A 23,228-nucleotide genomic window follows, 5' to 3' on the forward strand; every position below is an offset into this window, starting at 1 on the left:
CTTTCTATTTAATCTATTCTTACAGAGCTAATGTTCTATAAGAAAAGCAAATTAGAAGTTAGCTGAACGTGGAGTACGTGGGAACGGGATAACGTCACGAACGTTGCCCATACCAGTTACGTAAGACACTAGACGCTCAAAGCCAAGACCGAAGCCAGCATGAGGAACTGTGCCGTAACGACGTAAATCGCGGTACCAGCTCATGTGCTCTGGGTCGATGCCCATTTCAATCATACGAGCATCAAGAACGTCTAAACGCTCTTCACGTTGAGAACCACCGATGATCTCACCAATACCTGGTGCAAGAACATCCATCGCAGCAACCGTCTTACCATCGTCATTTTGACGCATGTAGAATGCTTTGATGTCTTTCGGGTAGTTTTTAACGATAACTGGTGCTTTGAAGTGCTCTTCAGCAAGATAGCGTTCATGCTCAGAAGACATATCGATGCCCCACTCAACATCAAACTCAAACGTACGGCCAGAATCTTTCAGGATTTGGATTGCATCTGTGTAGTCTACTTGTGCGAAATCAGAGCTTACAAATTGCTCTAGACGAGTGATCGCTTGTTTGTCGATGCGAGAAGCAAAGAATTCAAGATCATCACGACGTTCAGCAAGAACCGCTTCGAATACATATTTAAGCATGTCTTCAGCCAGTTTTGCAACGTCATCTAGATCAGCAAAAGCAACTTCAGGTTCAACCATCCAGAATTCAGCTAGGTGGCGGCTTGTGTGCGAGTTTTCAGCACGGAAAGTTGGACCAAATGTGTAAACTTTGCTTAGTGCACAAGCGTAAGTTTCCGCATTAAGTTGACCAGATACTGTTAGGAATGTCTCTTTACCAAAGAAGTCTTTGTCGTAATCAACATTGCCTTTGTCATCTAAAGGAAGGTTCGCGTGATCTAAAGTAGAAACACGGAACATTTCACCAGCGCCTTCAGCATCAGATGAAGTGATTAGTGGAGCTGACATCCAGAAGTAGCCTTGCTCGTGGTAAAAACGGTGAATCGCTTGAGATAGACAGTTACGAACACGTGCAACCGCACCAATCACGTTAGTGCGTGGGCGAAGGTGTGCAACTTCACGTAAATACTCAATTGAGTGACGAGTTTTCGCCATTGGGTAAGTATCAGCGTCTTCAACCCAACCTACAACTTTAACGTTAGTTGCTGCAAGTTCAAAATCTTGACCTTTAGCAGGAGAAGCAACGATAGTACCAGTCACTTCAACAGAACAACCTGTTGTTAGTTTTAGGACTTCATCATTGTAATTATTTAAGTCATTAGGAACTACGGCCTGAATCGGATCGAAACAAGAACCGTCATAGATAGCTAGGAAAGAGATTCCAGCTTTAGAGTCGCGACGCGAACGGATCCAACCGCGAACAGTTACTTCACTGTCAACCGCTAGTTTGCCGCTTAATACGTCTGTTACAGGCGCGTAAGTCATGTTAATTACATTCTCCATTGTTGTGCTACATGCACGAATATTTTTATTTCAAGAAATACATATTACCTTTCTTATTGATAGCTTCAAGTGTTGTTGTTCTATAAACGTGATTTTTCAGAATAAGAATCAATTTTCGTTGTAAATTCGCCGAAAAAATCGCCAATATTACAAGGTAATAGGGAACTTACAGCTTGTGAGCCTTGTTGTTTAGTAGAGAAGTAGAGTACTATCCCTGCTTCATAATATAGGTAATAGAGATTTTAACTAATGACAACTGAACTATATAAAGACTTCATGTTTGAAGCAGCACACCATTTACCACATGTCCCAGAAGGTCATAAATGTGGTCGTCTTCATGGTCACTCTTTTTTAGTTCGTTTGTATGTTGAAGGTGAAGTTGACCAACATACTGGTTGGGTAATTGATTTCTCTGAAATTAAAGCGGCATTTAAACCAACGTATGACCGTCTTGACCATTACTACCTAAACGACATTGAAGGGCTAGAGAACCCAACAAGTGAAGTATTGGCTAAATGGATTTGGAATGAAGTTAAACCAACACTTCCACTGTTAAGCAAAATTGAAATTAAAGAGACATGTACAGCAGGTTGTACTTACCGCGGTGAGTAATCTACATTAACTGTCATGTTTAGAGAGGGCTGAGTTATTCAGCCCTTTTTTATGCTTGTCGTATACGGGCTGTAATTGAAACCAATGCATGGTCGGTACTGAATTGGTCAATATCGAACCTTGGATTCACAATGTGCTGATATGTTACTGTGTAATCAATAACTTCTAAAATACTGCCCGAAAATGAGCTATCAAATTCGTTAGACAGCAGGATGTAATCCAATACAGACCCTTTTGCTCCGTAGTAATGCGTACTTACTCGTTCTTCTAATAAATCTGCGCCTTTTAATCCACAATAAATATCCCAACTGTCTTTAAGCTGAAATCGAGTGAGATAATCAGTACTAAATTTATCAAAGCGTAATGAATGAGAAAGTAATCCTTTAAATTCATCATGAAACAAAGGTTTATTAAAATCGCCCATTACAATTACGGGCTGGTTTGATTCTTTGCGTTGCTGAATAATATGGTTATGTAGAATATTCGCTTCTAACCCACGTTGTGTAGTAGAAAGCCAAGAGCCTAGCTGTTCATCATGAAGTTGATGAAGAGGAGAGCTGTTGACTTCATCCGTTACATCACTTTCTTCCGGCTCTTTAGGGCGCTGAGACTTGAAGTGCACCACATAGCAGTCAGTAATCCCAAGGTGAGGCAGTTCAATACTGGCATGAACAGGTACACGATTAAATTCAAATTCAATTCCGAATCGTTTTAATTGTTCTGGTTCTGCAACAACAGGTTGAGCATTTAAAATTGGATAACGCGAAGCAAAGGCAACCACAGGGGAATTAAAGACATAGCCATCTTCAGATTTTGGTTCATCGACAGTGGCAAAATATGAATAACCAAGCTCATTAACTAAAGCCTCTAGAGCGCTTGGACTAAAAACTTCTTGAAAACCAATTACATCAGAATTTAACGCCGTGATCTTATCCTTAAACCAGCCTTGTTTCTTCAACCATTCATCTTGAGTTAGTATATTTTCAAAATCGTAATACGCATTAGGCGGCTCAACAAAGTTGAACATATTGATGGTGGTAAACGTTAGGCTTTCAGGAGATGGCAAATTAGATACTCATGTTGTTATTATCGATGGAATCGAGGTTTATTAAATAAAGTATAACAGCATGAAGTAAGGTCAACACGTGCTCATAGTTTTAAGTTTAAAAGCTTATAAAAGTACATAGTTTCTCTCCCAGATGGTATAAAAGGGGTATCGTCTTCTCTATCCATCAAACAAGTTGATATTTATGCGTATTTTACATACTTCTGATTGGCATTTAGGTCAAAATTTCTTCACAAAAAGTCGTCGTAATGAACATCAAAAATTCATTACTTGGTTGCTTGAACAAGTACAAGAAAATGCCATTAATGCGGTGATTATTGCCGGAGATGTGTTTGATACGGGCGTGCCACCAAGTTACGCGCGTGAAATGTATAACAAATTTGTGGTGGAGATGAACAAAGTAAACTGCGAATTGATCGTGCTTGGTGGTAATCATGATTCAGTATCGACACTCAATGAATCAAAACAACTGTTAGCACATTTAAACGCACGAGTGATTGCTAATACTAATGATGATTTATCCACTCAATTATTAACGCTTCCAGACAGTGATGGAGCCGTGGGCGCTATTTTATGCGCGGTTCCATTTATTCGTCCGCGTGACGTTGTCACCAGTGTGGCAGGTTCAACGGGTGTAGAGAAACAACAAGCGCTTGGTGAAGCCATCAAGCAGCACTATCATCAGTTGTATCAAAAAGCGCTAGAGTTAAGATCTGAGTTAGATCTTGATTTACCTATTATTGCAACGGGTCACTTAACAGCATTAGGCGTTAAACAATCGGACTCGGTTCGTGATATTTATATCGGTACGCTTGATGGCTTTGCTGCCGATGGTTTTCCACCCGCTGATTATATTGCCCTTGGTCATATTCACCGTCCTCAACTGGTCGCAAAGTCTGATCATATCCGTTATTCAGGCTCGCCAATTCCATTAAGCTTTGATGAATTGAAATCTCAAAAACAAGTGGTGATGGTGGAGTTTGATAAAGCAAGCGTAACTCAAATCTCTCAAATTAATGTGCCTATGTTTCAACAAATGAAGGCACTAAAAGGCGATTTAGAAACGATTGAACAAGAATTAGCACAATTCAAAGAGTGCGAAGAAACCACTTGGCTTTGTATTGAAGTAGAAGTGCAGGATTATCTATCCGATCTACAACAACGCATTCAAACATTAACTCAAGATTTGAATGTAGAAGTGTTGCAACTGCGTCGTGCGAGAAACCGCAGTGAACAAACGTTAGCGCAAGAAAAAACAGAAACGTTAGCGGAGTTAACGCCTTTTGATGTATTTACCAAACGGATTGAGCAAGAGACGTTTGAGACAGAAAAAGAGCAGCAACGCGCAGAGCGAATGACGACCAAATTTAAACAGATTTTGTCAGAAGTAGAACATAAAGATACTGATTTACAAGAAGGTGATGCATGAGAATTTTAAGCCTAAGTTTTTCAAATTTAAACTCATTAAAAGGTGAGTGGAAAATTGATTTCTCTGCTTCTCCCTTTGCTGAAAATGGATTGTTTGCGATTACAGGCCCAACAGGTGCAGGTAAAACGACAATTTTAGATGCGATCTGTTTAGCGCTTTATCATAAAACCCCTCGACTTGGTGGGATCTCAACATCAAGCAATGAGATCATGACGCGTGGTACAGCGGAATGTTCTGCGGAAGTGGAGTTTGAAGTAAAAGGCAAAGCGTATCGTGCGTTTTGGAGTCAACGTCGTTCTCGTGGCAAGGTAGATGGAAACTTACAATCAGCAACAGTTGAGCTTGCTGAAGTCGATTCAGAGAAAGTATTAGCAACACAAGTCAAAAAGAAAGATGAGTTAATTAATTCGATTACGGGTTTAGATTTCTCTCGATTTACAAAATCTATGATGCTTTCTCAAGGTCAATTTGCGGCGTTTTTAAATGCCGATGCTAATGACCGCGCCGGTTTACTAGAAGAACTGACAGGCACTGAGATCTACGGTCAGATCTCAGAGAAGGTGCATGAGCATTACACCGCATCAAAGCAAAAATTAGCGGAGCTTAAAGCCAAAGCGGAAGGGGTTGAGCTGCTTTCTGAAGAAAATAAGCAAGCATTAATCGACGAGCAAGCTGAACTGCAAGCCAATCAACAGCAACAGCAAGCTCAACTTACAGATTGGCAAGCACATCTTGAGTGGTGGGTTGCAGAAGCGAAAAACCAACAACAGTGGCAGCAAGCGACTGAAAATAACCAGTTCGCGTTAGATAAACAAAAACAAGCCAGCGCTCAATTGCACCGCCTAGCGCAAAGTGAGCCAGCAGAAAAACTGCGTACACCGTATCAATTATGGCAAGAAGCACAAACTCGCTTTGACGGTGTCGTAAAAGAGCTAACACTGACTGAGCAATTACATCATAAAACGTTAACTGATAAAGAAGCTATTGAGTTAACTGTTACACAATTAAAACAAGTATTTGATAGCATTAAGGCTGAGAGTAAATCGTTAGAAATATTGATTAATGATTCAGTGCAACCACTTGATACTGCGATTGCACAGTTAACTCAACAATCGCAAGAAAAGCAGCAACAGCTCACGCAAGTTAATACTCGTCTTCAAGATAGCAATAATAAACAACAATTATTAGAGGCATCATTAACAGAGTTAACGTCTAAATTAACAGTACTGAATAGCTATGTAGAAACACATCAATCAGATTTGAATTTAGAGCGTTATTTAGGTCAATGGAAGACTCAAGTTAGTTATATTTTACAGCAAGATAAAGAAACTGAATCTTTAGCTAATAAAGTAGATCAAGCCAATAAAATAGTCGCGGCTTTACTTGAGAGTGTAAATAAAAAAGATGCGGAACTAACGCAAGTTCAAAGCACATTAAATAATGAAACAGAAGTAACGAAAAACGCTGAACTTGTATTTAAACAGCAGCAAGAAAAAGGCACTGAAACGGAATTAACAGAGCAAATTAATGCACTTAATACTCGTCATCACTACCGTGTAGAGTTGAATCATACTAATAATGAGTTTTTACGTGCTGAAAAAGAGCAACAGACGTTAAGCGAAGCTCAAAAAGCGCAAAGTGAAACGATTCTAAAATTAGAAGCTCAGCGTGCTGATCTTATTATTGCCTGTAAGCAACAAGATCAACAAATCTTAGATTTAACGACGCTAATTGAGCAAGAAGGTGATCTGGTTAAGTATCGTGCTTTATTAGAAAAAGATCATGATTGTCCTTTGTGTGGCTCAACGCATCACCCGTTACTAGAAAAAGCGCAAACATTAGATATCAATGTAACGATACAGCGTAAAAAAGAGGCAGAACAAAAGCGAGTTGAGATTGTGGCGCAAGGTCAATCGGTACGTGAGCAGCTAGATTCATTAAAAGTAAAACAAGAGCACACCCAAACTCAATTAATTAAATGGCAACAAACGGCGGAAATGACCAAGCAACAATGGTCAGCATTAATGGAAGTAACGCAACTCACTTTAGCTTTGGGAGATACCAATGGTATTACTCAATTTATTACTGAATGTGAAGCGTCGTTACGCACTTTAAGTGAGCAGATAAAACAATTACGCCAAGCAGATGAAAAGCGCCGAGTTCAACAAACTCAATTACAACAATTTCAGCATCGTCTTGATACGTTAAATAAAGATCTTAATTATGATCGTCAATCACATCAAGCTGCAACTCAGCAGCTGCAAGATGACAATCAAAAATTAGCCCAATTACAACAACATCAAACAGAATTGAATCAACAGTTAACCACAGAGATTGAGCAAGCTGGGTTTAATGCCCCAGAGTTTACTCAAATTCAATCTTGGTTTGTGCAAAAAGAGCAAGATTTACAGCAAATCCAACAGCAAGTTGAAAATCGTCAAGCACTGCTTCAACAGCAGCAAAAAATGCAAAGTGATCAGGGTCATCTCGCAGAGCAGTTAGAAGATCTAAACTCTCAGCAGCAGGTTTCTCAAACTGAAGTGCAAAGATTAGCGAGTGAGTTGGAACAACACCAGCAAAAACGGACTGAGTTATTTGGTACACAAGAGATCAGAACAGCGCGCACTCTCATGGCTGAAAAGCTGACGGTATCAGAGCAAAACTATCACGCTGAAGAACAAAAATCACAAGCATTAGTACAAGAACTTGCGGCTTTAGATGGCAAACTAAATAACCTTAAAGAGAATCATGTAAGCAGTAAAAAGCTATCAGTGGAGCGTTCTGATGTATGGAAAGACGCTTTATTACAGAGCCCATTTGAAACGCTTGAGTTATTCCAAGCGGCGTTGATTTCAGAAGACGATCGCCAACAATTATTAAGCTTAAAAACGGAAATACAACAAGCGATTGAGCGAACTGGCGCTTTGCTAGAGAGTGCACAGCAAATCAAAGAACACCATTATCAAGCGCCAAAAGCAGCAGAGTGGCAATTAATGCCAAAAGAAGTGGTTGAGGCTGAGTTAGCCCAAGTGAAATCTCAATCTGAGACGTTAGTGAAGCGTGAAGGTGAAATAGCTCAAGCATTACGTTCAGACAGCGAGCGTAAAACCAATCAAAAAGCCTTGTTTGAAGCGATTGAAGCATATCAATCAGAATACGATGATATTCAATATCTACACTCATTAATTGGTTCGCAAAAAGGCGATAAATTCCGTAAATTTGCCCAAGGGTTAACGTTAGAGAACTTGGTGTATTTAGCCAATAAGCAGTTAGCTCGTTTGCATGGCCGCTATGAACTTAAACGTAAAGCAAGTGATGGATTAGAGCTGCAAGTATTGGATACATGGCAGGGTGATGTAGTTCGTGATACTAAAACATTATCTGGTGGTGAAAGTTTCTTAGTGAGCTTGGCGCTTGCATTGGCACTTTCTGATCTGGTTAGTCACAAAACAAGCATTGATTCACTGTTCTTAGATGAAGGGTTTGGTACGCTAGACAGTGAAACGTTAGACATGGCGCTTGATGCATTAGATAACTTAAATGCATCAGGGAAAATGATTGGTGTGATAAGCCACATCGAAGCGATGAAAGAACGTATTCCAGTCCAAATAAAAGTCACCAGACGCAGTGGTTTAGGCGTGAGTGAGCTAGAAAAACAATATAAAAAAGTCAGTTAATTTTGCACAATGTAATGCAGTAAAAAGGAATTTAAAATGGGAAAAACAAAACGAGAAATAACATTACGCTTTTTAGCTGAACCTGGGGATGTGAACTTTGGTGGTAAAGTTCACGGTGGTGCAGTGATGAAATGGATCGATTTAGCCGCTTATGCATCATCGGCAGGGTGGAGTGGTAAATATTGCATTACTGCATACGCAGGAGGCATTCGTTTTGTTGAGCCTATTTTTGTTGGCAACCTTGTGGAAGTGACAGGTAAAGTCATTTATACCGGAACATCGTCTATGCATATTGCTATTGATGTGCAAGCAAGTGACCCTAAAGAGCAGAATAATCGCTTAACGACGCATTGTATCGTTATCATGGTGGCGGTTGATGGCAACGGCAAACCGACGTCAGTCCCTGAGTGGATACCAGAGACAGAAGAAGACATTAAGCTAAGGGATTCGGCAATCAAGCTAATGAATATGCGTAAAGAAATTGGCGAAGAGATGGAAGCGCATGTTCAATATCTAAAATAACGCTATATTTATTATTACTCTTTATATAAATAAGATGGTGGTTATGGTGGTTATGGTGGGTTGTCATAGTAATGTCAAGGTTCATATTCTTGCAATCGACCTAACTCTTTTTATACCTACTTATGAGTGTTCTTGCGATTTTCGATACACTTAATTCACAGTTTAAATTTAGTGGTAGAGAGTGTGAAAGAAGTAAGCCCAAGTCTAATTCGTAACGTTTATAATCATGCTAATGGTGACTTTTTCCGCCGTCTCCTTTTGATTGCCATTCCTATTACTCTTCAAAGTATTCTCTTATCCAGTAAAAGCTTAATTGACGTTTTTATGCTCGGGCAACTTTCAGAAGCTGATATTGCTGCGGTTGGTGTTGCTAGTCGAGCTATCTTCTTTACCACGATTATATTAACGGGGGTAGCAACGACAGGCGCGCTATTAGCTGCTCAGCACTGGGGAGCAAAAGACAATAAAGGATTACGAGAAACTACGGCACTAACTTGGCTAACCTCAACGATTGGTGCGTTAATTATTATTGCTATTTTGCAATTTAGTGCTGAGATGGTAATGGGATTAGCGTCATCTGATTTTCTCGTCATTGGATTGGGTGCTGAATACATACGGATTACTAGCTGGAGTATGCTCGCTATTGCTTTTAGTGCGAGTTTAGGCGCGAGTTTTCGGTCCATTCAAAAGCCAGGTGTTAGCACTTTTTTTAGCTCAATAGGGATTGTCAGTAATATCTTATTAAACTGGGTACTCATATTTGGTCATTTAGGTTTTCCTTCGTTGGGCATAAAAGGGGCTGCGATAGCGACAGTAATTAGCTCTCTTATCGAAATTACTCTCTTTTATGGTTATTTGGTTTATCAAAAGCACCTTTTAAGATTTACAGTCACTGACATTATCGCTAGTGCAAGTCTTGATAAAATAACGCCATTTATTCGTTTAGCTATTCCTACGACAACCAATTTTCTTTTATGGGCGGGAGGGTTATTTGCGTATACCGCTATTATGGGACAGACAGGAACGGAAGGTTTAGCTGCGTTTGCTGTTGTTACCCCTATTGAAGTGGTTTCTCTAAGCTTTTTAATGGGTATTGCAAATGCTTCTGGGGTACTTGTTGGAAATCATATTGGCGCAAAAGAATATGATAAGGTTTATTACCAAGCGATATTAATGATGATGGTTGGTTTTACTGTAACCTTAATGGTATCAATCGCTCTTTATTTTTCAAAAGAAGGCATTTTAGATCTGTTTACGGCATTAACAGTGGATACCAGAGATCTTGCAGATACATTCTTATCTATTTTGTGTGTAGGCATTATGCTTCGTTCTATTCCTACGACGCTAGTTGTCGGTATTTTAAGAGCGGGTGGTGACGTTAAGTTTTGCCTTTATCAGGATATGCTTACTCAATGGTTTTTCGGTATTCCAATAGCAGCATTCGGGGCAATCTATTTTGGTTACTCTGCGGAAATTGTATACTGTTTATTTTTTCTAGAAACATTATTTAAATGGTTTGCCTGTATCTATCGTTTAAAAAGTAAGAAATGGATAAATAACCTAGTTGAGAAAGAGACATAGAAAAAAGTTGTGCCTTAAGGGGTTGCATTGAAAGCCTCAGGATATAAAATGGATCGGACTACTATATGGGTAGTTCGATCAGTAAAGGACTTACTGACGTTTTATTAAATGGAATGTGACTAATTAGGATATACACATGATTTTCCAGCTAACATCAGGCCCATTATTGGAGCCTACAGAAGGTTCACCACACGCGATTTGTTCTACATCGACAGCAATGACTTCTTCACGCTTCCTTTCTTCTCAGTTTCTTGCGTTTCGTTTCCTCTCGTATTTTCGATTTCTCCGTTTTTATTCGTAATTAATCAGCTCTAATTTCAACCGTATTACCCTGTTTATGGTGTTTTTGTATGTGTTGAATTTGACAAAAATTAAAACTAAAGCTCAAACTCGAATGAAAATGAAGGAAAAATAATGAATTTAAAATTAATCGGCAGTTCACTTATTATCTCTGGTACCGCTCTTGGTGCTGGTATGCTCGCAATTCCAATGGTGTTGGCTCAATTTGGCCTACTATGGGGAACTGCGTTAATGTTGTTTATCTTTATTGGGACAACTTATGCCGCTTTACTGCTATTAGAAGCAAGTATTAATGTCGGTGGTGGTTTAGGGATGAACACCATTGCACGTAAAAGTTTAGGTAAAGGTGGGCAATTGGTCACTAATGGCTTGTTGTACGCTTTATTGATCTGTCTCTTAATGGCTTATATCCTTGGGGCAGGGGATTTACTGAATAAATTACTGCGTAATGTCGGTCTTAATTTATCTTTAGTTCAAAGCCAAGTTGCGTTTACTTTAGTTGCCGGCGTTATTGTTGCATCAGGCACTGCAGTTATTGATAAATTAAACCGCGTTCTTTTTGCTGTTATGTTACTAATGCTTTTACTTACATTGGTATTTTTAGTACCAGGTATTTCATTAGATAACTTAACTCAAGTATCAAACTCAAGCGGTTCTGAATTAATTAAAACCAGTGCGATCATTTTCACTAGTTTTGGCTTTATGGTCGTGATCCCATCTTTAGTTTCTTATAATCATGAAGCGACACCAAAGCAATTGAGAAATATGGTGATTATTGGGTCAACTATCCCACTCGTGTGCTATTTAGTATGGTTGTATGCGGTGGTTGGTAATTTAACGCCAGAACAAATCACGCATTTCTCTAACGTATCAGAATTAATTTCAGTATTTAGTGCTGATCATGCATTTATCAATTTAGTACTTTCTAGTTTTACCGGCCTTGCATTATTAACGTCTTTCTTAGGTGTGGCGATGGCTTTGTTTACTCAAAATGAAGATATGTTTAAACAAAATAAAGTAGTGACTTATGTGATAAGTTTTATCTTACCGTTATTGGGTGCGGTTTTTGCTGCAGATCAATTTTTATCCGTACTAAGTTACGCTGGAATTATCTTAGTATTTTTAGCGGTTTTTGTGCCTTTAGGTATGGTTGCTAAATTAAGACAAGTAGAAAACCAAGACAGAAGTTATGTAGCAGAAGGTGGTGCAGTAATGCTTATTTTCTCTTTTATTTTTGGCACTTTTTTATTGGTTTCTCAAATTATTTAGTTACCGACTCTAAAGTTAATATATTGGTGCTCTATGTTACAGGTAGAGCACATACTTTACTCTTTATGGGTAATCATTTTCACGAAATAAGAATACACGATGAATTTTAAATTATTTGGCAGTGCATTAATCCTTTCAGGTACTGCTCTTGGCGCTGGAATGTTAGCTATTCCTATGGTATTGGCGCAATTCGGATTATTTTATAGCACCTTATTAATGTTAGTTATTTGTGCAGGGACCACTTATTCAGCGCTATTACTAACAGAGGCGTGTTCAAAAACTGAGTTAGCATTTGGTATTAATACCGTTGCAAATAGAACCTTAGGCAAGGGTGGTCAGATTATCACTAATGCTTTGTTTTATTTGCTGCTTATCTGTATGTTGATTGCCTATATTTTAGGAGCAGCAGATCTTTTAAAACGCATACTTACCATATTTGATATTGAGATGAGTATAGAAGTTGCACAAATTGGCTTTACACTTGTTGCAAGTATGTTTGTGGTATGCGGTACTCAAATTATAGATAAGCTTAATCGTGTTTTATTCTTATTTATGGTATCTATGTTAGCGATTACATTGGTGATTTTAGTTCCTGGTATTTCATCAGATAATTTAATGCAAGTAACGAATACCGATAGTGGAATGTTATTCAATACAAGCACTATTTTGTTTACCAGTTTTGCATCAATGCCTGTGATACCGTCGCTTGTAACTTATAATAAAGAAGCCACAAGTAAACAGTTAAGAAATATGATTATCCTAGGTTCTATCATTCCACTGATCTGCTATTTAGTTTGGCTATATGCAGTTGTTGGGAACTTAAACGCTGATGAGCTTACTCACTTTTCTAATATCTCAGATTTAATTCAAACATTTAGTGCGAAAAATGAATACATTGAAATAATCCTTTCGATCTTTACTTCTCTGGCTCTGCTAACATCGTTTTTGGGTGTGGCAATGGCTCTTTATAATCAAAATAAAGACATGATTTCACATAATAAAATAGTGACGTATGTAAGTACTTTTATTTTGCCATTATTGGGTGCAAGCCTTGCTGCGGATCAGTTTCTATCAGTGCTTGGTTATGCAGGAGTCATCCTTGTTTTCTTAGCTATTTTTATTCCATTAGCCATGGTGATAGCGTTAAGAAAGAAAAACAAAAATACGGCTGAATTATCTATTCATACGTATGAAGCTGAGGGTGGAAAAATAGCTTTAGGGCTGACGTTAATGTTTGGTCTTTTATTATTAATTAGCCAAGTTTAATAGAAATTATGATCTAATCCTCTACAGTTAACGTAAGATATAATGTGTTTTTTGTAGAGGGTCAGAAAAATGAAAATATTAATTGTCAGTATTGCTGCTTTATTACTTGCAGCGTGTTCATCTACTCCTCCACCAACATCAATGTTAGACAGTGATTGGCAACAATTTGGTTATGACAGAGCGATTAAAGGGCTAATTGTTCAGTCTGATTCGAAACTAAATAATTTACTGACTGGTAGCGAGTTAAAAGAAAATAACTATCAAGCCTACCTTATGGGTTACAAAAACGGTCAAACAGAGTACTGTGAACAAAGTGCTTATATACTAGGTGTTGTAGGTAAACCATATAATGGTATTTGTGACCAAATTGATTGGACATTTAGTCAAGATTACAACAGCGGTAGACACTCAACTGCTGGTGGAATGTAATTTATACTAATCTGATTGAGTAAGCACTTATTAGGATTTGTATTCAATATTCCACATCATTGGATAAATATATAATAAGAGGGTAGTGACATGAGAAAGATATTAATTGCTGTAGTTTCACTTTTTCTAGCAGCTTGTTCAAGTATGGCACCATTAACGTCTACACAAGACAGTGATTGGGGTACTTATGGTTTAGAAAGAGGCGAAAAAGGCTGGAATTTTGAATCTAAAGAGCAAATAGTCGAACTTTTAGATGGCAAAGAATTTAAGGTGTCTAATTATGACGCATACGTTGCAGGGTACAATAAAGGCTTACAAGAGTATTGTGGACAAGACGCGTTTGAATTAGGAGCTAAAGGAGGTATTTATACTGGAGTTTGTGACAGTATTGATGAAAACTTTAAGTTTGAGTACCTAAGAGGCTACCATTCAGAAGCGGATAAGATGTAATACCAATCACAGTAAGTAAGTGAACATAAATAGCACAGGGAAAATGCTTGAGAACAAGACGAAGTTTTTCGATAAGTAGTTATTCTACAATCAAAAATTTCAACGCAGTTATCGAGTATTTTAACCAGCTAGGATGATCAGTTATTTACTACGATTGGTATAATACTATCTTACTTTTAAAAATGGCGGATCATAATCCGCCATTTTTTATATAACTATATAAATTAGATCACTTTAATAATATTAAAACGGCCCATTTTTTTCAAAATTGGTAAGAACTCTTTGTTTACTTCAAGCATTACTTTTTTTGCTTTGCTGTAAGCACTTAATTTATCATTACCGTTTCCATGAGAGAATAAACGACTTTTTGGTTTATACTCACCATCAACTAATTCTTTCCAACGAACAATATAGTAATCAGTAGTACGAACCTCTCCAGAATGCAGAGTACGTTTTTTGGTAATAATATCGGGTTCTAAGCTGTGTGGTAGACGCTCGAATAGACTAGGGTAGTTGAGTACCATACTCCAACAATTTCCCCAGAGTTCCTTCCCAACTTTATTTCGTTGTTTAATTGCTTCTTTTAGGGCTTTTTCTCTGCCTTCTTTTAAACAACCGATAGAACGATTATACATACCATCATCAGGAGTATGTATATGGATTTTAACGCAATTGAATGAATGAGAAATAAAGCGATGATCGCTGTTCATCCCTGTCCATTCAGCTCTTAATTTCTGCGCTCTTGGTGAGAGAGAGTGTTTTTTCTTATTCATCATAGGAATATACTAATTATTTTCATAAGGTCATTATTACAGTAACTGAGTCATTTGTTAATAGCAAGAGTGGTTTATTCAACAACTTATTGTATATATTTAGTATAGGAGAGATAAAGAAGAAAGTGAGAAATAAAAAGAGGGCGATATACGCCCTCATAATTTAGTAAAGTCAGTTCTAATTAACAGATAACTTTGATTGCTAGGCCACCTTGAGAGGTTTCACGATATTTAGCATTCATGTCTTTACCTGTTTCAAGCATTGTCTCGATAACTTTATCAAGAGAAACACGAGGCGCTGATGAACGACGAAGTGCCATACGAGTAGCGTTGATTGCTTTAACCGCTGCAATACCATTACGTTCGATACAAGGAACTTGTACTTGACCAGCAACAGGATCACAAGTTAAACCAAGGTTATGCTCCATCCCAATTTCTGCAGCCATACAGACTTGCTCAGGGCTTCCACCCATCAATTCAGCAAGACCAGCAGCAGCCATAGAACAGGCAACACCAACTTCACCTTGGCAGCCTACTTCAGCACCAGAGATTGAAGCGTTTTGCTTATAAAGGCCACCGATTGCGCCAGAAGCAGCAAAGTAACGAATGTAATCTTTTTCAGTTACTGTTTGGATGAATTTATCGTAGTAAGCTAAAACAGCAGGAATAATGCCACATGCGCCATTTGTTGGAGCAGTAACAACACGGCCGCCAGCTGCGTTTTCTTCATTTACAGCGAATGCGTACATGTTTACCCAATCAACTACTTCCATTGGATCTTTAGACGTCTTTTCAGAAGTCAGCAGTTGTTGACGAAGTGCCGCAGCACGACGAGGTACACGTAGAGGCCCAGGAAGGATGCCCTCAGTGTTCATGCCTTTTTCCATGCAATCACGCATGGTTTTCCAGATCTTAGCGAAATAAGTGCGAACTTCATCTTCTGCAAGAATAGCGTGTTCGTTTTTCATCACTAATGTACTAATAGATAAACCGTTTTCTTTACATAAATCAACAAGCTCTTCTGCAGTATTAAATGCATAAGGTACTTGAATTGATGATTCTACTTCTTTACCGAAGTGTTCTTCATCAACAATAAAACCACCACCGATAGAGTAGTATGTTTTAGAGTAAACAACGTCGCCATCAACCCACGCATGGATTTGCATACCATTTTCGTGCAGTGAAAGGTTAGTTGTGTGGAAATTCATTCCACCATCTTTTGGAAATTCAACCGTATGACAATGCATGCCAACTGGTAAGCGCTCTGTTTCTTCAACACGAGCGATGAAGCCCGGAATAGAGTCAATATCTACGTGTTCTGGCGTGTTACCTGCCAGACCCATAATGATAGCGATATCAGTATGGTGACCTTTCCCTGTCAGTGATAATGAACCGTAAACATCAACAGTGATTTTAGTGATATCACGCAGTTTGCCCATGCCACGTAAATCGTCGATAAACTCTTTACCTGCTTTCATTGGACCAACGGTGTGGGAGCTAGAAGGACCAACTCCGATTTTGTAGATATCAAAAACACTAATCATGTTATTACCTCGAATAAGCCCCCAAAAGAGGGGGCTTTATTATCATTATTATTAACTTCGTGTAACTAATGCTTATAAGGATTTATAAACTAGTTATTAAAGAGCGCCGTAGATTACAGAAGTAATCGCCGCAACACCACATAATGCTGTGAAGATTTGTACAGGTGCTGAAGTTTTGTACTTAGCCATTGCTGGTACTTTACGCATTGCGAAGATAGGTAGTAGGAATAGGATAGCTGCAATCATCGGTGCGCCCATTGTTTCAATCATTCCAAGGATACTTGGGTTGATGATAGAAACGATCCACGTAGTAATAACGATGAAGATAAGAGAGAACTTCTCAAGTTTAGCAACAGGAGCATTTGAACGAGATTTAGCTAGGCCAACAAGACCTTCATGAGCACCAAGGAAGTGACCGAAGTAGCTTGAAGTGATAGCAGCAAATGCAACGATAGGACCCATGATAGAAATCATTGGAGATTCGTGTACGTTAGCTAGGTAAGAAAGAACTGAGATGTTTTGTGCTTGTGCTTGTGCTAGTTGCTCTGGAGATAAAGAAAGAACTACAGAGAAAACGAAGAACATTACAAAGCTCATTAGCATCATAGCTGCACCGCCAGTGATCATGTCAGTTTTACCAACTGCATCTTCACCGTAAACGCGACGTTGTTCTTTAGCAAACTGGCTAATCACAGGGCTGTGGTTGAAAGAGAAAACAATGATTGGAATTGCTAACCAAACAACTGAAGGCATAGAGCTCCAATCTGGGTCAACGGCAATCATTGAAGTGTTCCAACCTGGAATTAGGTAGATAGACAATGCCATTAAGATGAATACAAGAGGGTAAACCATTGCTGATGTTGCTTTCAGCATAAGTTCTTTACCAAATACTACGCCACATGTCATCAGAGTGATAAGAACACCTGAAAGTAACCAGCGTGGAATAGATTCCATACCAAGTTGGTTAACCATGAAAGAGTCTACCGTGTTTGTGATACCAACACCGTAAATAAGTACAATTGGGTAAATCGCGAAAAAGTAGGCAAAAGTGATTAGGTTCGCGCCAGTTTTACCAAAATGCTCTTCTACCGTATCGGTAATATCAGCGTCTGGGTTTTTAGCAGAAAGAACAAAACGAGCCAAACTTTTGTGTGCAAACCAAGTCATTGGAGCAGCAATCAACGCAAGAATAACTAGAGGCCAAAAACCACCAGCACCAGCCTTAATTGGAAGGAATAAAACACCAGCACCTACAGCAGTACCGAATAGAGAAAGACACCAAGTGAAATCTTTATAAGTCCACTTTGCTTTTTTTGCACCTACTGATGCAGTATTTGTTGTTTGCATAATAATTATACTCTTAATTTTTTGGAACAGGAATTTTGGGAACGGCGCTATTGTCGTTATTTTGGCGAGAAAAACTTTGACGCAGATCGGAAAATGAAAAAAGATGAACGGAGATCAGAAAATAATTGATAATGGTCACAATAGATGTGAATCTGATATTAGTAAAACTTATCAATAATGCTAATTTTTCTAAGTTGAAATGTAATTCATTGAATGAATGATTTCGGCTGTAACTCCCCAAATGAGTTTTTTCTCAAATGGGATAAAAATTAGTTCATAAGTATGTTTTTTGTTAAAAACTTTGTGTTTTGTCGTGTTTTTAGGGTTAAATAGATGGGTGAGTGGTGCTTCAAATGTGCTACTAACCTCACCGTAATCGATTGCGGTGGTATAATTTTCATCAATGAGAGCGACTATGGGGGTTACTTTATAACCAGATATTGTTGGTATAGTGTTAAGTTTTACTAATGGTTTGATCTGCGATGGGAGTATACCTATCTCTTCATTTGTTTCACGAATAGCGGTGTGAATGAGGGATAAATCAGAGGGTTCAACCTTGCCTCCGGGGAAGCTAATTTGGTTTGGATGGTGACGTAAATGAGATGCTCTTTGCGTTAAAATTAAGTGCAAACCAGAAGCTCTTTTTACAAGAGGAACAAGAACTGCCGCAGGCTTAAAATTGTCGTTTTCAAAGCGTGGATGTTGCATTAAAGCGTCACTGTAAGAATTTGGCTTATTGAGCAGTAATTGGGGAAGTAAATATCTATCCATAAACCAAATCCTTTATTAATTAATGTTCATAAAATAGGCAGAATTTTCCCTAATTTATGTAATGTCTCTTCATATTCTAGTTCAACTTCGCTGTCGGCAACAATTCCTCCACCAGCAGAGGCATATAAAGTCTGTTTATAAGCGAGTAAAGTACGAATTGTGATACTTGTGTCCATCGACCCACATCGGCTGATATAACCAATGCTACCACAGTATAAATTACGACGATGTGGCTCTAGCTCTTCAATTATTTCCATTGCTCTTATTTTAGGAGCGCCGGTAATTGAACCTCCGGGAAAAGAAGCCTTAAGTAAATCACAGGCAGAATATTCAGGTTTTAGCTCACCTACGATCGTACTAACAAGATGGTGCACCGCAGGAAAAGATTCGATTTCGAAGAGTTTAGGCACTTTTACAGATCCAGGCTTTGCGACTCGACCAATATCATTACGTAATAAATCAACAATCATTAAGTTTTCTGATCGGTCTTTAGGGCTATTACGTAATATTTCAGCTTCTTTAGCATCAAGGATTGGATCTTGTAAACGTGGGCGCGTGCCTTTAATTGGTTTGGTTTCAATCTGTTTATCTTCTACTTGTAAAAAGCGCTCAGGCGAAACGGAAAGAATGGTAAGTTCAGGTGTACGTATAAAAGCAGAGAAAGGAGACCCATTATTAATGGCGAGCTTCTGGTAAGCAACCCATTCAGAACCCTCATACTGAGCTTGAAATCGTTGTGCCAAGTTAATTTGATAACAATCTCCGGATTGCAGGTAAGCTTGGACTTTATCAAATTTGCTCGCATATTCCTCTTGAGTCATGTTTGATTGCCAGTCAGAGGTTAATGTAAATTCTTGTTTATCCTCTTTTATTGCTACAAATTGTTTTAACCAATCAAGACGATTACTACTTTCTGGTTGTATTAAAGTAAGTGTCGACGTTTTATGATCCGCAATCAATGCCCAATCGTAAATACCAACCGCCATTTCTGCTGTTGGAATATCCTGATCAGCGATAGAAGGGATAGATTCAACTCTACGACCTAAATCGTAACTAAAGTAGCCTAATGCTCCACCAATAAAGGGCAGTTTACTTATTGAATTACAATGAGGTGTTAATCGTTCTTGATAATGAGCAAGTAGTTGAAAAGGACAAGCTTCACTTGTTACCGGATCTTTTCCTATAACATTAATACGAGTGACGTTATGGTGAGTTTCTAAAGTAGCAATAGGATCCGCAACTAAAATATCGTAGCGATTATCTATGTGTTTGTGAGCGGATGAATGAAGCAGCATTGCCCAAGGTTGGTTTTCTATTGCAGAAAATAAATCAATCACAGAATTTGATTGATAATCAAGTAGGGTAACTTGTAGTTTTGCATCTAATTGATTGTTCATTTTGAGTTTTTTATAACCAGAGTGTGATGAGCAACGATAGCCTTGAATGGAGAGCAAGAGTATCATATTGCGAGTTCTAAAAGAAAATATAGATGACAATAGCTCAAGTCATTAAAAAATATAATTTTAAAATAGCCATGGAAGCATAAATATTAAGAGGGCCCTATGACGACTGTTCGTAAAGACACTATCATCCGTAATGAAGATGTGATCAGCTCTGTAGCTGATGCACTGCAGTATATTTCTTACTACCACCCACTTGATTTCGTTCAAGCATTAGAAAAAGCATATCATAGAGAGCAAAGCCAAGCCGCGAAAGACGCCATTGCTCAAATTTTAATAAATTCGCGTATGTCAGCTGAAGGACATCGTCCTATTTGTCAGGATACGGGAATTGTAACTTGCTTTGTTAATATTGGCATGAATGTACGCTGGGAAGGAGATTTAACCGTCCAGCAAATGATTGATGAAGGAACTCGTCAGGCGTACACGAATCCAGATAACCCACTTCGAGCTTCAGTACTTTCTGATCCTGCGGGTAAGCGAATTAATACAAAAGATAACACACCAGCAGTGGTGCACATTAATATGGTACCGGGCGATAAAGTAGAAATTCAAATTGCGGCAAAAGGCGGCGGTTCTGAAAATAAAACAAAAATGGTGATGTTAAACCCTTCAGATGATGTTGCTGAATGGGTAGAAAAAACCTTACCACTAATGGGCGCGGGTTGGTGTCCACCAGGTATGTTAGGCATAGGTATTGGTGGCACGGCTGAAAAAGCAGCAGTATTAGCGAAAGAATCATTAATGGAGCATATCGACATTCAAGAGTTGATCGATCGTGGTCCAGAGAACGCAGAAGAAGAGCTTCGTCTTGATATCTTTAATCGCGTGAATAAGCTTGGTATTGGTGCACAAGGCCTTGGTGGTTTAACAACCGTTGTTGATGTAAAAATCAAATCCGCACCAACTCATGCAGCATCAAAACCCGTATGCATGATCCCAAACTGTGCAGCGACTCGTCATGTTCATTTTACACTTGATGGCTCAGGCCCGGCGGACTTACAACCACCAAAACTTGAAGAGTGGCCAGATATTACGTGGGAAGCCGGTGCTAATACACGCCGAGTTAACCTTGATACGATCACAAAAGAAGACGTACAAGAATGGCGAACGGGTGAAACGGTTCTGCTAACAGGGAAAATCTTAACAGGACGTGATGCAGCGCATAAGCGTCTTCAAAGCATGATTGAAAGCGGTGAGGGTTTACCTGAGGGCGTTGACTTCAATGGTAAGTTTATTTACTACGTCGGTCCAGTTGATGCCGTTGGCGATGAAGCCGTAGGTCCTGCTGGCCCAACAACGTCCACTCGTATGGATAAATTTACCGATATGATGCTTGATATGGGCTTAATGGGCATGATTGGTAAAGCAGAGCGTGGCCCAGCAACGGTTGCTTCTATTAAAGATAAAAAAGCCGTGTATTTGATGGCGGTAGGCGGTGCGGCTTATTTAGTAGCCAAAGCGATTAAAAAAGCACGAGTAGTGGCTTTTGAAGACTTGGGAATGGAAGCCATTTATGAATTTGAAGTGGAAGATATGCCAGTAACGGTTGCTGTTGATTCAACAGGGGCAAATGCGCATCAAATCGGCCCTGATACATGGAAAGTTAAAATCGCGGAAATGAATTAATTGATTTATATTTCTAGGATTTAAGAAAGCACTCATAAACTGAGTGCTTTTTTTATACTTGTGTTTTTAATGTTAACTGTTTATGTCTAAACTAGGTTATTATGTTGTTGATATTGTGTGATTTAGATTGTTCTTGGAGGAAGTATGAAGCAGAAAGTTGTTAGTCTAATGATGTTGTTATTAGTTGGCTGTACAGCTTCACAATCTGAAGTAAAAGAAAAAAATACGGATGATTGGTTCCAATATGGAGAGCAAAGAGCAAAAAATGGCTTTTTAGTTCAAGAAAAGGAAACTCTAGAAAGTGCAAACCCAGAGGAGGCGGTTACGGAGGCATTCTATAATGCGTACCTTGAAGGGCATACCTCTGGAACGACTATCTATTGTTCTCAAGAAGCCTATATTTTAGGGTTACGTGAAGCGCCATATTTTGGCATTTGCGATCAAGTTATGCCTGATTTTCGTGCTGAGTATGAAAAAGGGAAAAATCATAAAAAAGAATAAATAAGAGTATTTTTATAACTTATTATTCTTATTGACTGGATGACGGTAGGGATATGAGGAATAATTCTTATATATACCATTACAAGGAACGGTTTATGTTCAAAAAAACGATGGTAGCGACGGTGTTAAGTTCAACGCTTCTTGTTGGGTGTGGAAAACAAGCCCCAGTAATTGCTGAACCAGAGTCGCGACCAGCTAAAATAATGACCGTCACTGTTGGCGATCATGAAACTTCTCGATTGTTTCCAGCGCAAGCTGAAGCCGGAGATAAAGCAGTTCTTGCCTTTCGAGTTCCCGGTCAACTTAATAGCTTAGATGTTCATGCGGGTCAATTAGTTACCAAAGGGCAGTTACTAGCAACAATAAACCCAGATGAATACCGTTTAATTCAAAAGCAAGCCCAAGCACAGTATCGATTAATTGATGTTCAATATCAGCGGGTTAAAAAGCTTCGTAAAGACCAAGTTGTGTCAGAGCAAGATTATGATACCGCGGTAGCTAATAGAAAAACGGCGAAAGCAACGCTAGACCAAGCGAGTGCAAATTTAAGTTACACCAAGTTATCCGCACCTTATGATGGAACAATTTCATTATTACCAACCAAAAATTTTGAATATGTAAATGCGAAAGAATCAATTATGCATATTCAAACCAATGATATTTTATACGTCGTCTTCCAACTTCCAGATTACTTATTGCAGCGATTTAGTTTTTCTGAGGTCTCAGCAAGTGTTTCTTTTGATTCGTTCCCTAATTCAAAATTCCCTTTAGAATTTGAAGAAATTGATACAGAAGCCGACAGTAAAACATCAAGCTACACTGTAAAAATGAGCATGCCTAGACCTAAGGATTTAGGAATACTACCGGGAATGTCTGGTCAAGTGAAAGTCACGATTCCAAAAGGGGGAAGTGAAAAGCTTCCGCTTTCAGCGACTGAACAAGATGGTGAGATCACCTATGTCTGGCGTGTATCTGAGCAAGGTATCGTTGAGAAAGTCGAGATAGAGTTGAATGAAAAACGACAAGTGATTTCGGGGCTTAATGATTCTGAGCAAATTGTTTCTTCAGGTATTTCTGGGCTAGAAGAAGGAATGAAAGTTCGTAAATGGGTCAAGGAGAGAGGATTATAATT

Annotated in this window: 19 protein-coding genes; 12 read left to right on the plus strand and 7 right to left on the minus strand. The window is 38.8% G+C overall.

Annotated elements, in window-relative coordinates:
- Positions 1-51: 51 nt before the first annotated feature.
- Positions 52-1,452: an asparagine--tRNA ligase gene (asnS, locus tag BTO22_RS05260; protein WP_105054574.1), complete on the minus strand. Its 1,401-nt coding sequence runs from the start codon at positions 1,450-1,452 to the stop codon at positions 52-54.
- A gap of 267 nt (positions 1,453-1,719) precedes the next feature.
- Between asnS and queD the strand changes: the two genes are divergently transcribed.
- On the plus strand, positions 1,720-2,082 hold the full coding sequence (gene queD, locus BTO22_RS05265) for a 6-carboxytetrahydropterin synthase QueD (protein ID WP_105054575.1): 363 nt from the start codon (positions 1,720-1,722) through the stop codon (positions 2,080-2,082).
- Between the two features lie 49 nt (positions 2,083-2,131).
- On the opposite strand, the gene BTO22_RS05270 is transcribed toward queD, so the two are convergent.
- The gene (locus BTO22_RS05270; protein ID WP_374954008.1) at positions 2,132-3,148 is read right to left on the minus strand and encodes an endonuclease/exonuclease/phosphatase family protein; all 1,017 of its coding nucleotides are present in this window, start codon (positions 3,146-3,148) and stop codon (positions 2,132-2,134) included.
- A gap of 184 nt (positions 3,149-3,332) precedes the next feature.
- Here BTO22_RS05270 and sbcD point away from each other — a divergent pair, with 184 nt between their 5' ends.
- The 8 genes from sbcD (at position 3,333) to BTO22_RS05310 (ending at position 14,071) form a co-directional block, all read left to right on the plus strand.
- The gene (sbcD, locus tag BTO22_RS05275) at positions 3,333-4,577 is read left to right on the plus strand and encodes an exonuclease subunit SbcD (RefSeq protein WP_105054576.1); all 1,245 of its coding nucleotides are present in this window, start codon (positions 3,333-3,335) and stop codon (positions 4,575-4,577) included.
- Positions 4,574-8,254 carry an AAA family ATPase gene (locus BTO22_RS05280; RefSeq protein WP_105054577.1) on the plus strand — a complete coding sequence of 1,227 codons (3,681 nt, stop codon included), beginning with the start codon at positions 4,574-4,576 and terminating at the stop codon, positions 8,252-8,254. The genes sbcD and BTO22_RS05280 overlap by 4 nt, the downstream gene beginning before the upstream one ends.
- Before the next feature lie 36 nt (positions 8,255-8,290).
- Positions 8,291-8,776 (plus strand): acyl-CoA thioesterase, encoded by a 486-nt coding sequence (locus BTO22_RS05285; RefSeq protein WP_105054578.1) that lies wholly within the window; start codon positions 8,291-8,293, stop codon positions 8,774-8,776.
- A gap of 183 nt (positions 8,777-8,959) precedes the next feature.
- Positions 8,960-10,357: an MATE family efflux transporter gene (locus tag BTO22_RS05290; RefSeq protein ID WP_105054579.1), complete on the plus strand. Its 1,398-nt coding sequence runs from the start codon at positions 8,960-8,962 to the stop codon at positions 10,355-10,357.
- A 414-nt stretch (positions 10,358-10,771) separates the two neighbouring features.
- On the plus strand, positions 10,772-11,926 hold the full coding sequence (locus tag BTO22_RS05295; protein ID WP_105054580.1) for an amino acid permease: 1,155 nt from the start codon (positions 10,772-10,774) through the stop codon (positions 11,924-11,926).
- Between the two features lie 99 nt (positions 11,927-12,025).
- The gene (locus BTO22_RS05300; RefSeq protein ID WP_105054581.1) at positions 12,026-13,192 is read left to right on the plus strand and encodes an amino acid permease; all 1,167 of its coding nucleotides are present in this window, start codon (positions 12,026-12,028) and stop codon (positions 13,190-13,192) included.
- Between the two features lie 69 nt (positions 13,193-13,261).
- The gene (locus BTO22_RS05305; RefSeq protein ID WP_105054582.1) at positions 13,262-13,621 is read left to right on the plus strand and encodes a DUF2799 domain-containing protein; all 360 of its coding nucleotides are present in this window, start codon (positions 13,262-13,264) and stop codon (positions 13,619-13,621) included.
- 90 nt (positions 13,622-13,711) lie between these two features.
- Entirely contained in the window at positions 13,712-14,071 is a 360-nt protein-coding gene (locus BTO22_RS05310; protein ID WP_105054583.1) for a DUF2799 domain-containing protein, read from the plus strand.
- A gap of 224 nt (positions 14,072-14,295) precedes the next feature.
- Here the strand turns inward: BTO22_RS05310 and BTO22_RS05315 are convergent, their stop codons facing one another.
- The 5 genes from BTO22_RS05315 to pabB all read right to left on the minus strand — a co-directional run bounded on the left by BTO22_RS05315 (position 14,296) and on the right by pabB (position 19,903).
- A complete protein-coding gene (locus tag BTO22_RS05315) occupies positions 14,296-14,847 on the minus strand; it encodes a hypothetical protein (protein ID WP_258132457.1) in 552 nt (183 codons plus the stop codon).
- Between the two features lie 179 nt (positions 14,848-15,026).
- Positions 15,027-16,388: an L-serine ammonia-lyase gene (locus tag BTO22_RS05320; protein ID WP_105054584.1), complete on the minus strand. Its 1,362-nt coding sequence runs from the start codon at positions 16,386-16,388 to the stop codon at positions 15,027-15,029.
- Positions 16,389-16,484: 96 nt separating this feature from the next.
- Positions 16,485-17,735: an aromatic amino acid transport family protein gene (locus tag BTO22_RS05325; protein ID WP_105054585.1), complete on the minus strand. Its 1,251-nt coding sequence runs from the start codon at positions 17,733-17,735 to the stop codon at positions 16,485-16,487.
- A 189-nt stretch (positions 17,736-17,924) separates the two neighbouring features.
- A complete protein-coding gene (locus BTO22_RS05330; protein ID WP_105054586.1) occupies positions 17,925-18,506 on the minus strand; it encodes a CoA pyrophosphatase in 582 nt (193 codons plus the stop codon).
- A 26-nt stretch (positions 18,507-18,532) separates the two neighbouring features.
- Positions 18,533-19,903: an aminodeoxychorismate synthase component I gene (gene pabB / locus BTO22_RS05335; RefSeq protein ID WP_105055562.1), complete on the minus strand. Its 1,371-nt coding sequence runs from the start codon at positions 19,901-19,903 to the stop codon at positions 18,533-18,535.
- Positions 19,904-20,068: 165 nt separating this feature from the next.
- Here pabB and BTO22_RS05340 point away from each other — a divergent pair, with 165 nt between their 5' ends.
- The 3 genes from BTO22_RS05340 to BTO22_RS05350 all read left to right on the plus strand — a co-directional run bounded on the left by BTO22_RS05340 (position 20,069) and on the right by BTO22_RS05350 (position 23,226).
- Positions 20,069-21,595, plus strand: a complete 1,527-nt coding sequence (locus BTO22_RS05340) for a fumarate hydratase (protein WP_105054587.1) — start codon at positions 20,069-20,071, stop codon at positions 21,593-21,595.
- A 144-nt stretch (positions 21,596-21,739) separates the two neighbouring features.
- Positions 21,740-22,096, plus strand: coding sequence for a DUF2799 domain-containing protein (locus BTO22_RS05345; protein WP_105054588.1), 357 nt, complete (start codon positions 21,740-21,742; stop codon positions 22,094-22,096).
- Positions 22,097-22,191: 95 nt separating this feature from the next.
- Positions 22,192-23,226, plus strand: a complete 1,035-nt coding sequence (locus BTO22_RS05350) for an efflux RND transporter periplasmic adaptor subunit (RefSeq protein ID WP_105054589.1) — start codon at positions 22,192-22,194, stop codon at positions 23,224-23,226.
- The last annotated feature ends 2 nt before the right edge of the window (positions 23,227-23,228 follow it).

The organism is Aliivibrio sifiae, assembly GCF_002954705.1.
In the GTDB taxonomy this organism is placed as follows: Bacteria; Pseudomonadota; Gammaproteobacteria; order Enterobacterales; family Vibrionaceae; genus Aliivibrio; species Aliivibrio sifiae_A.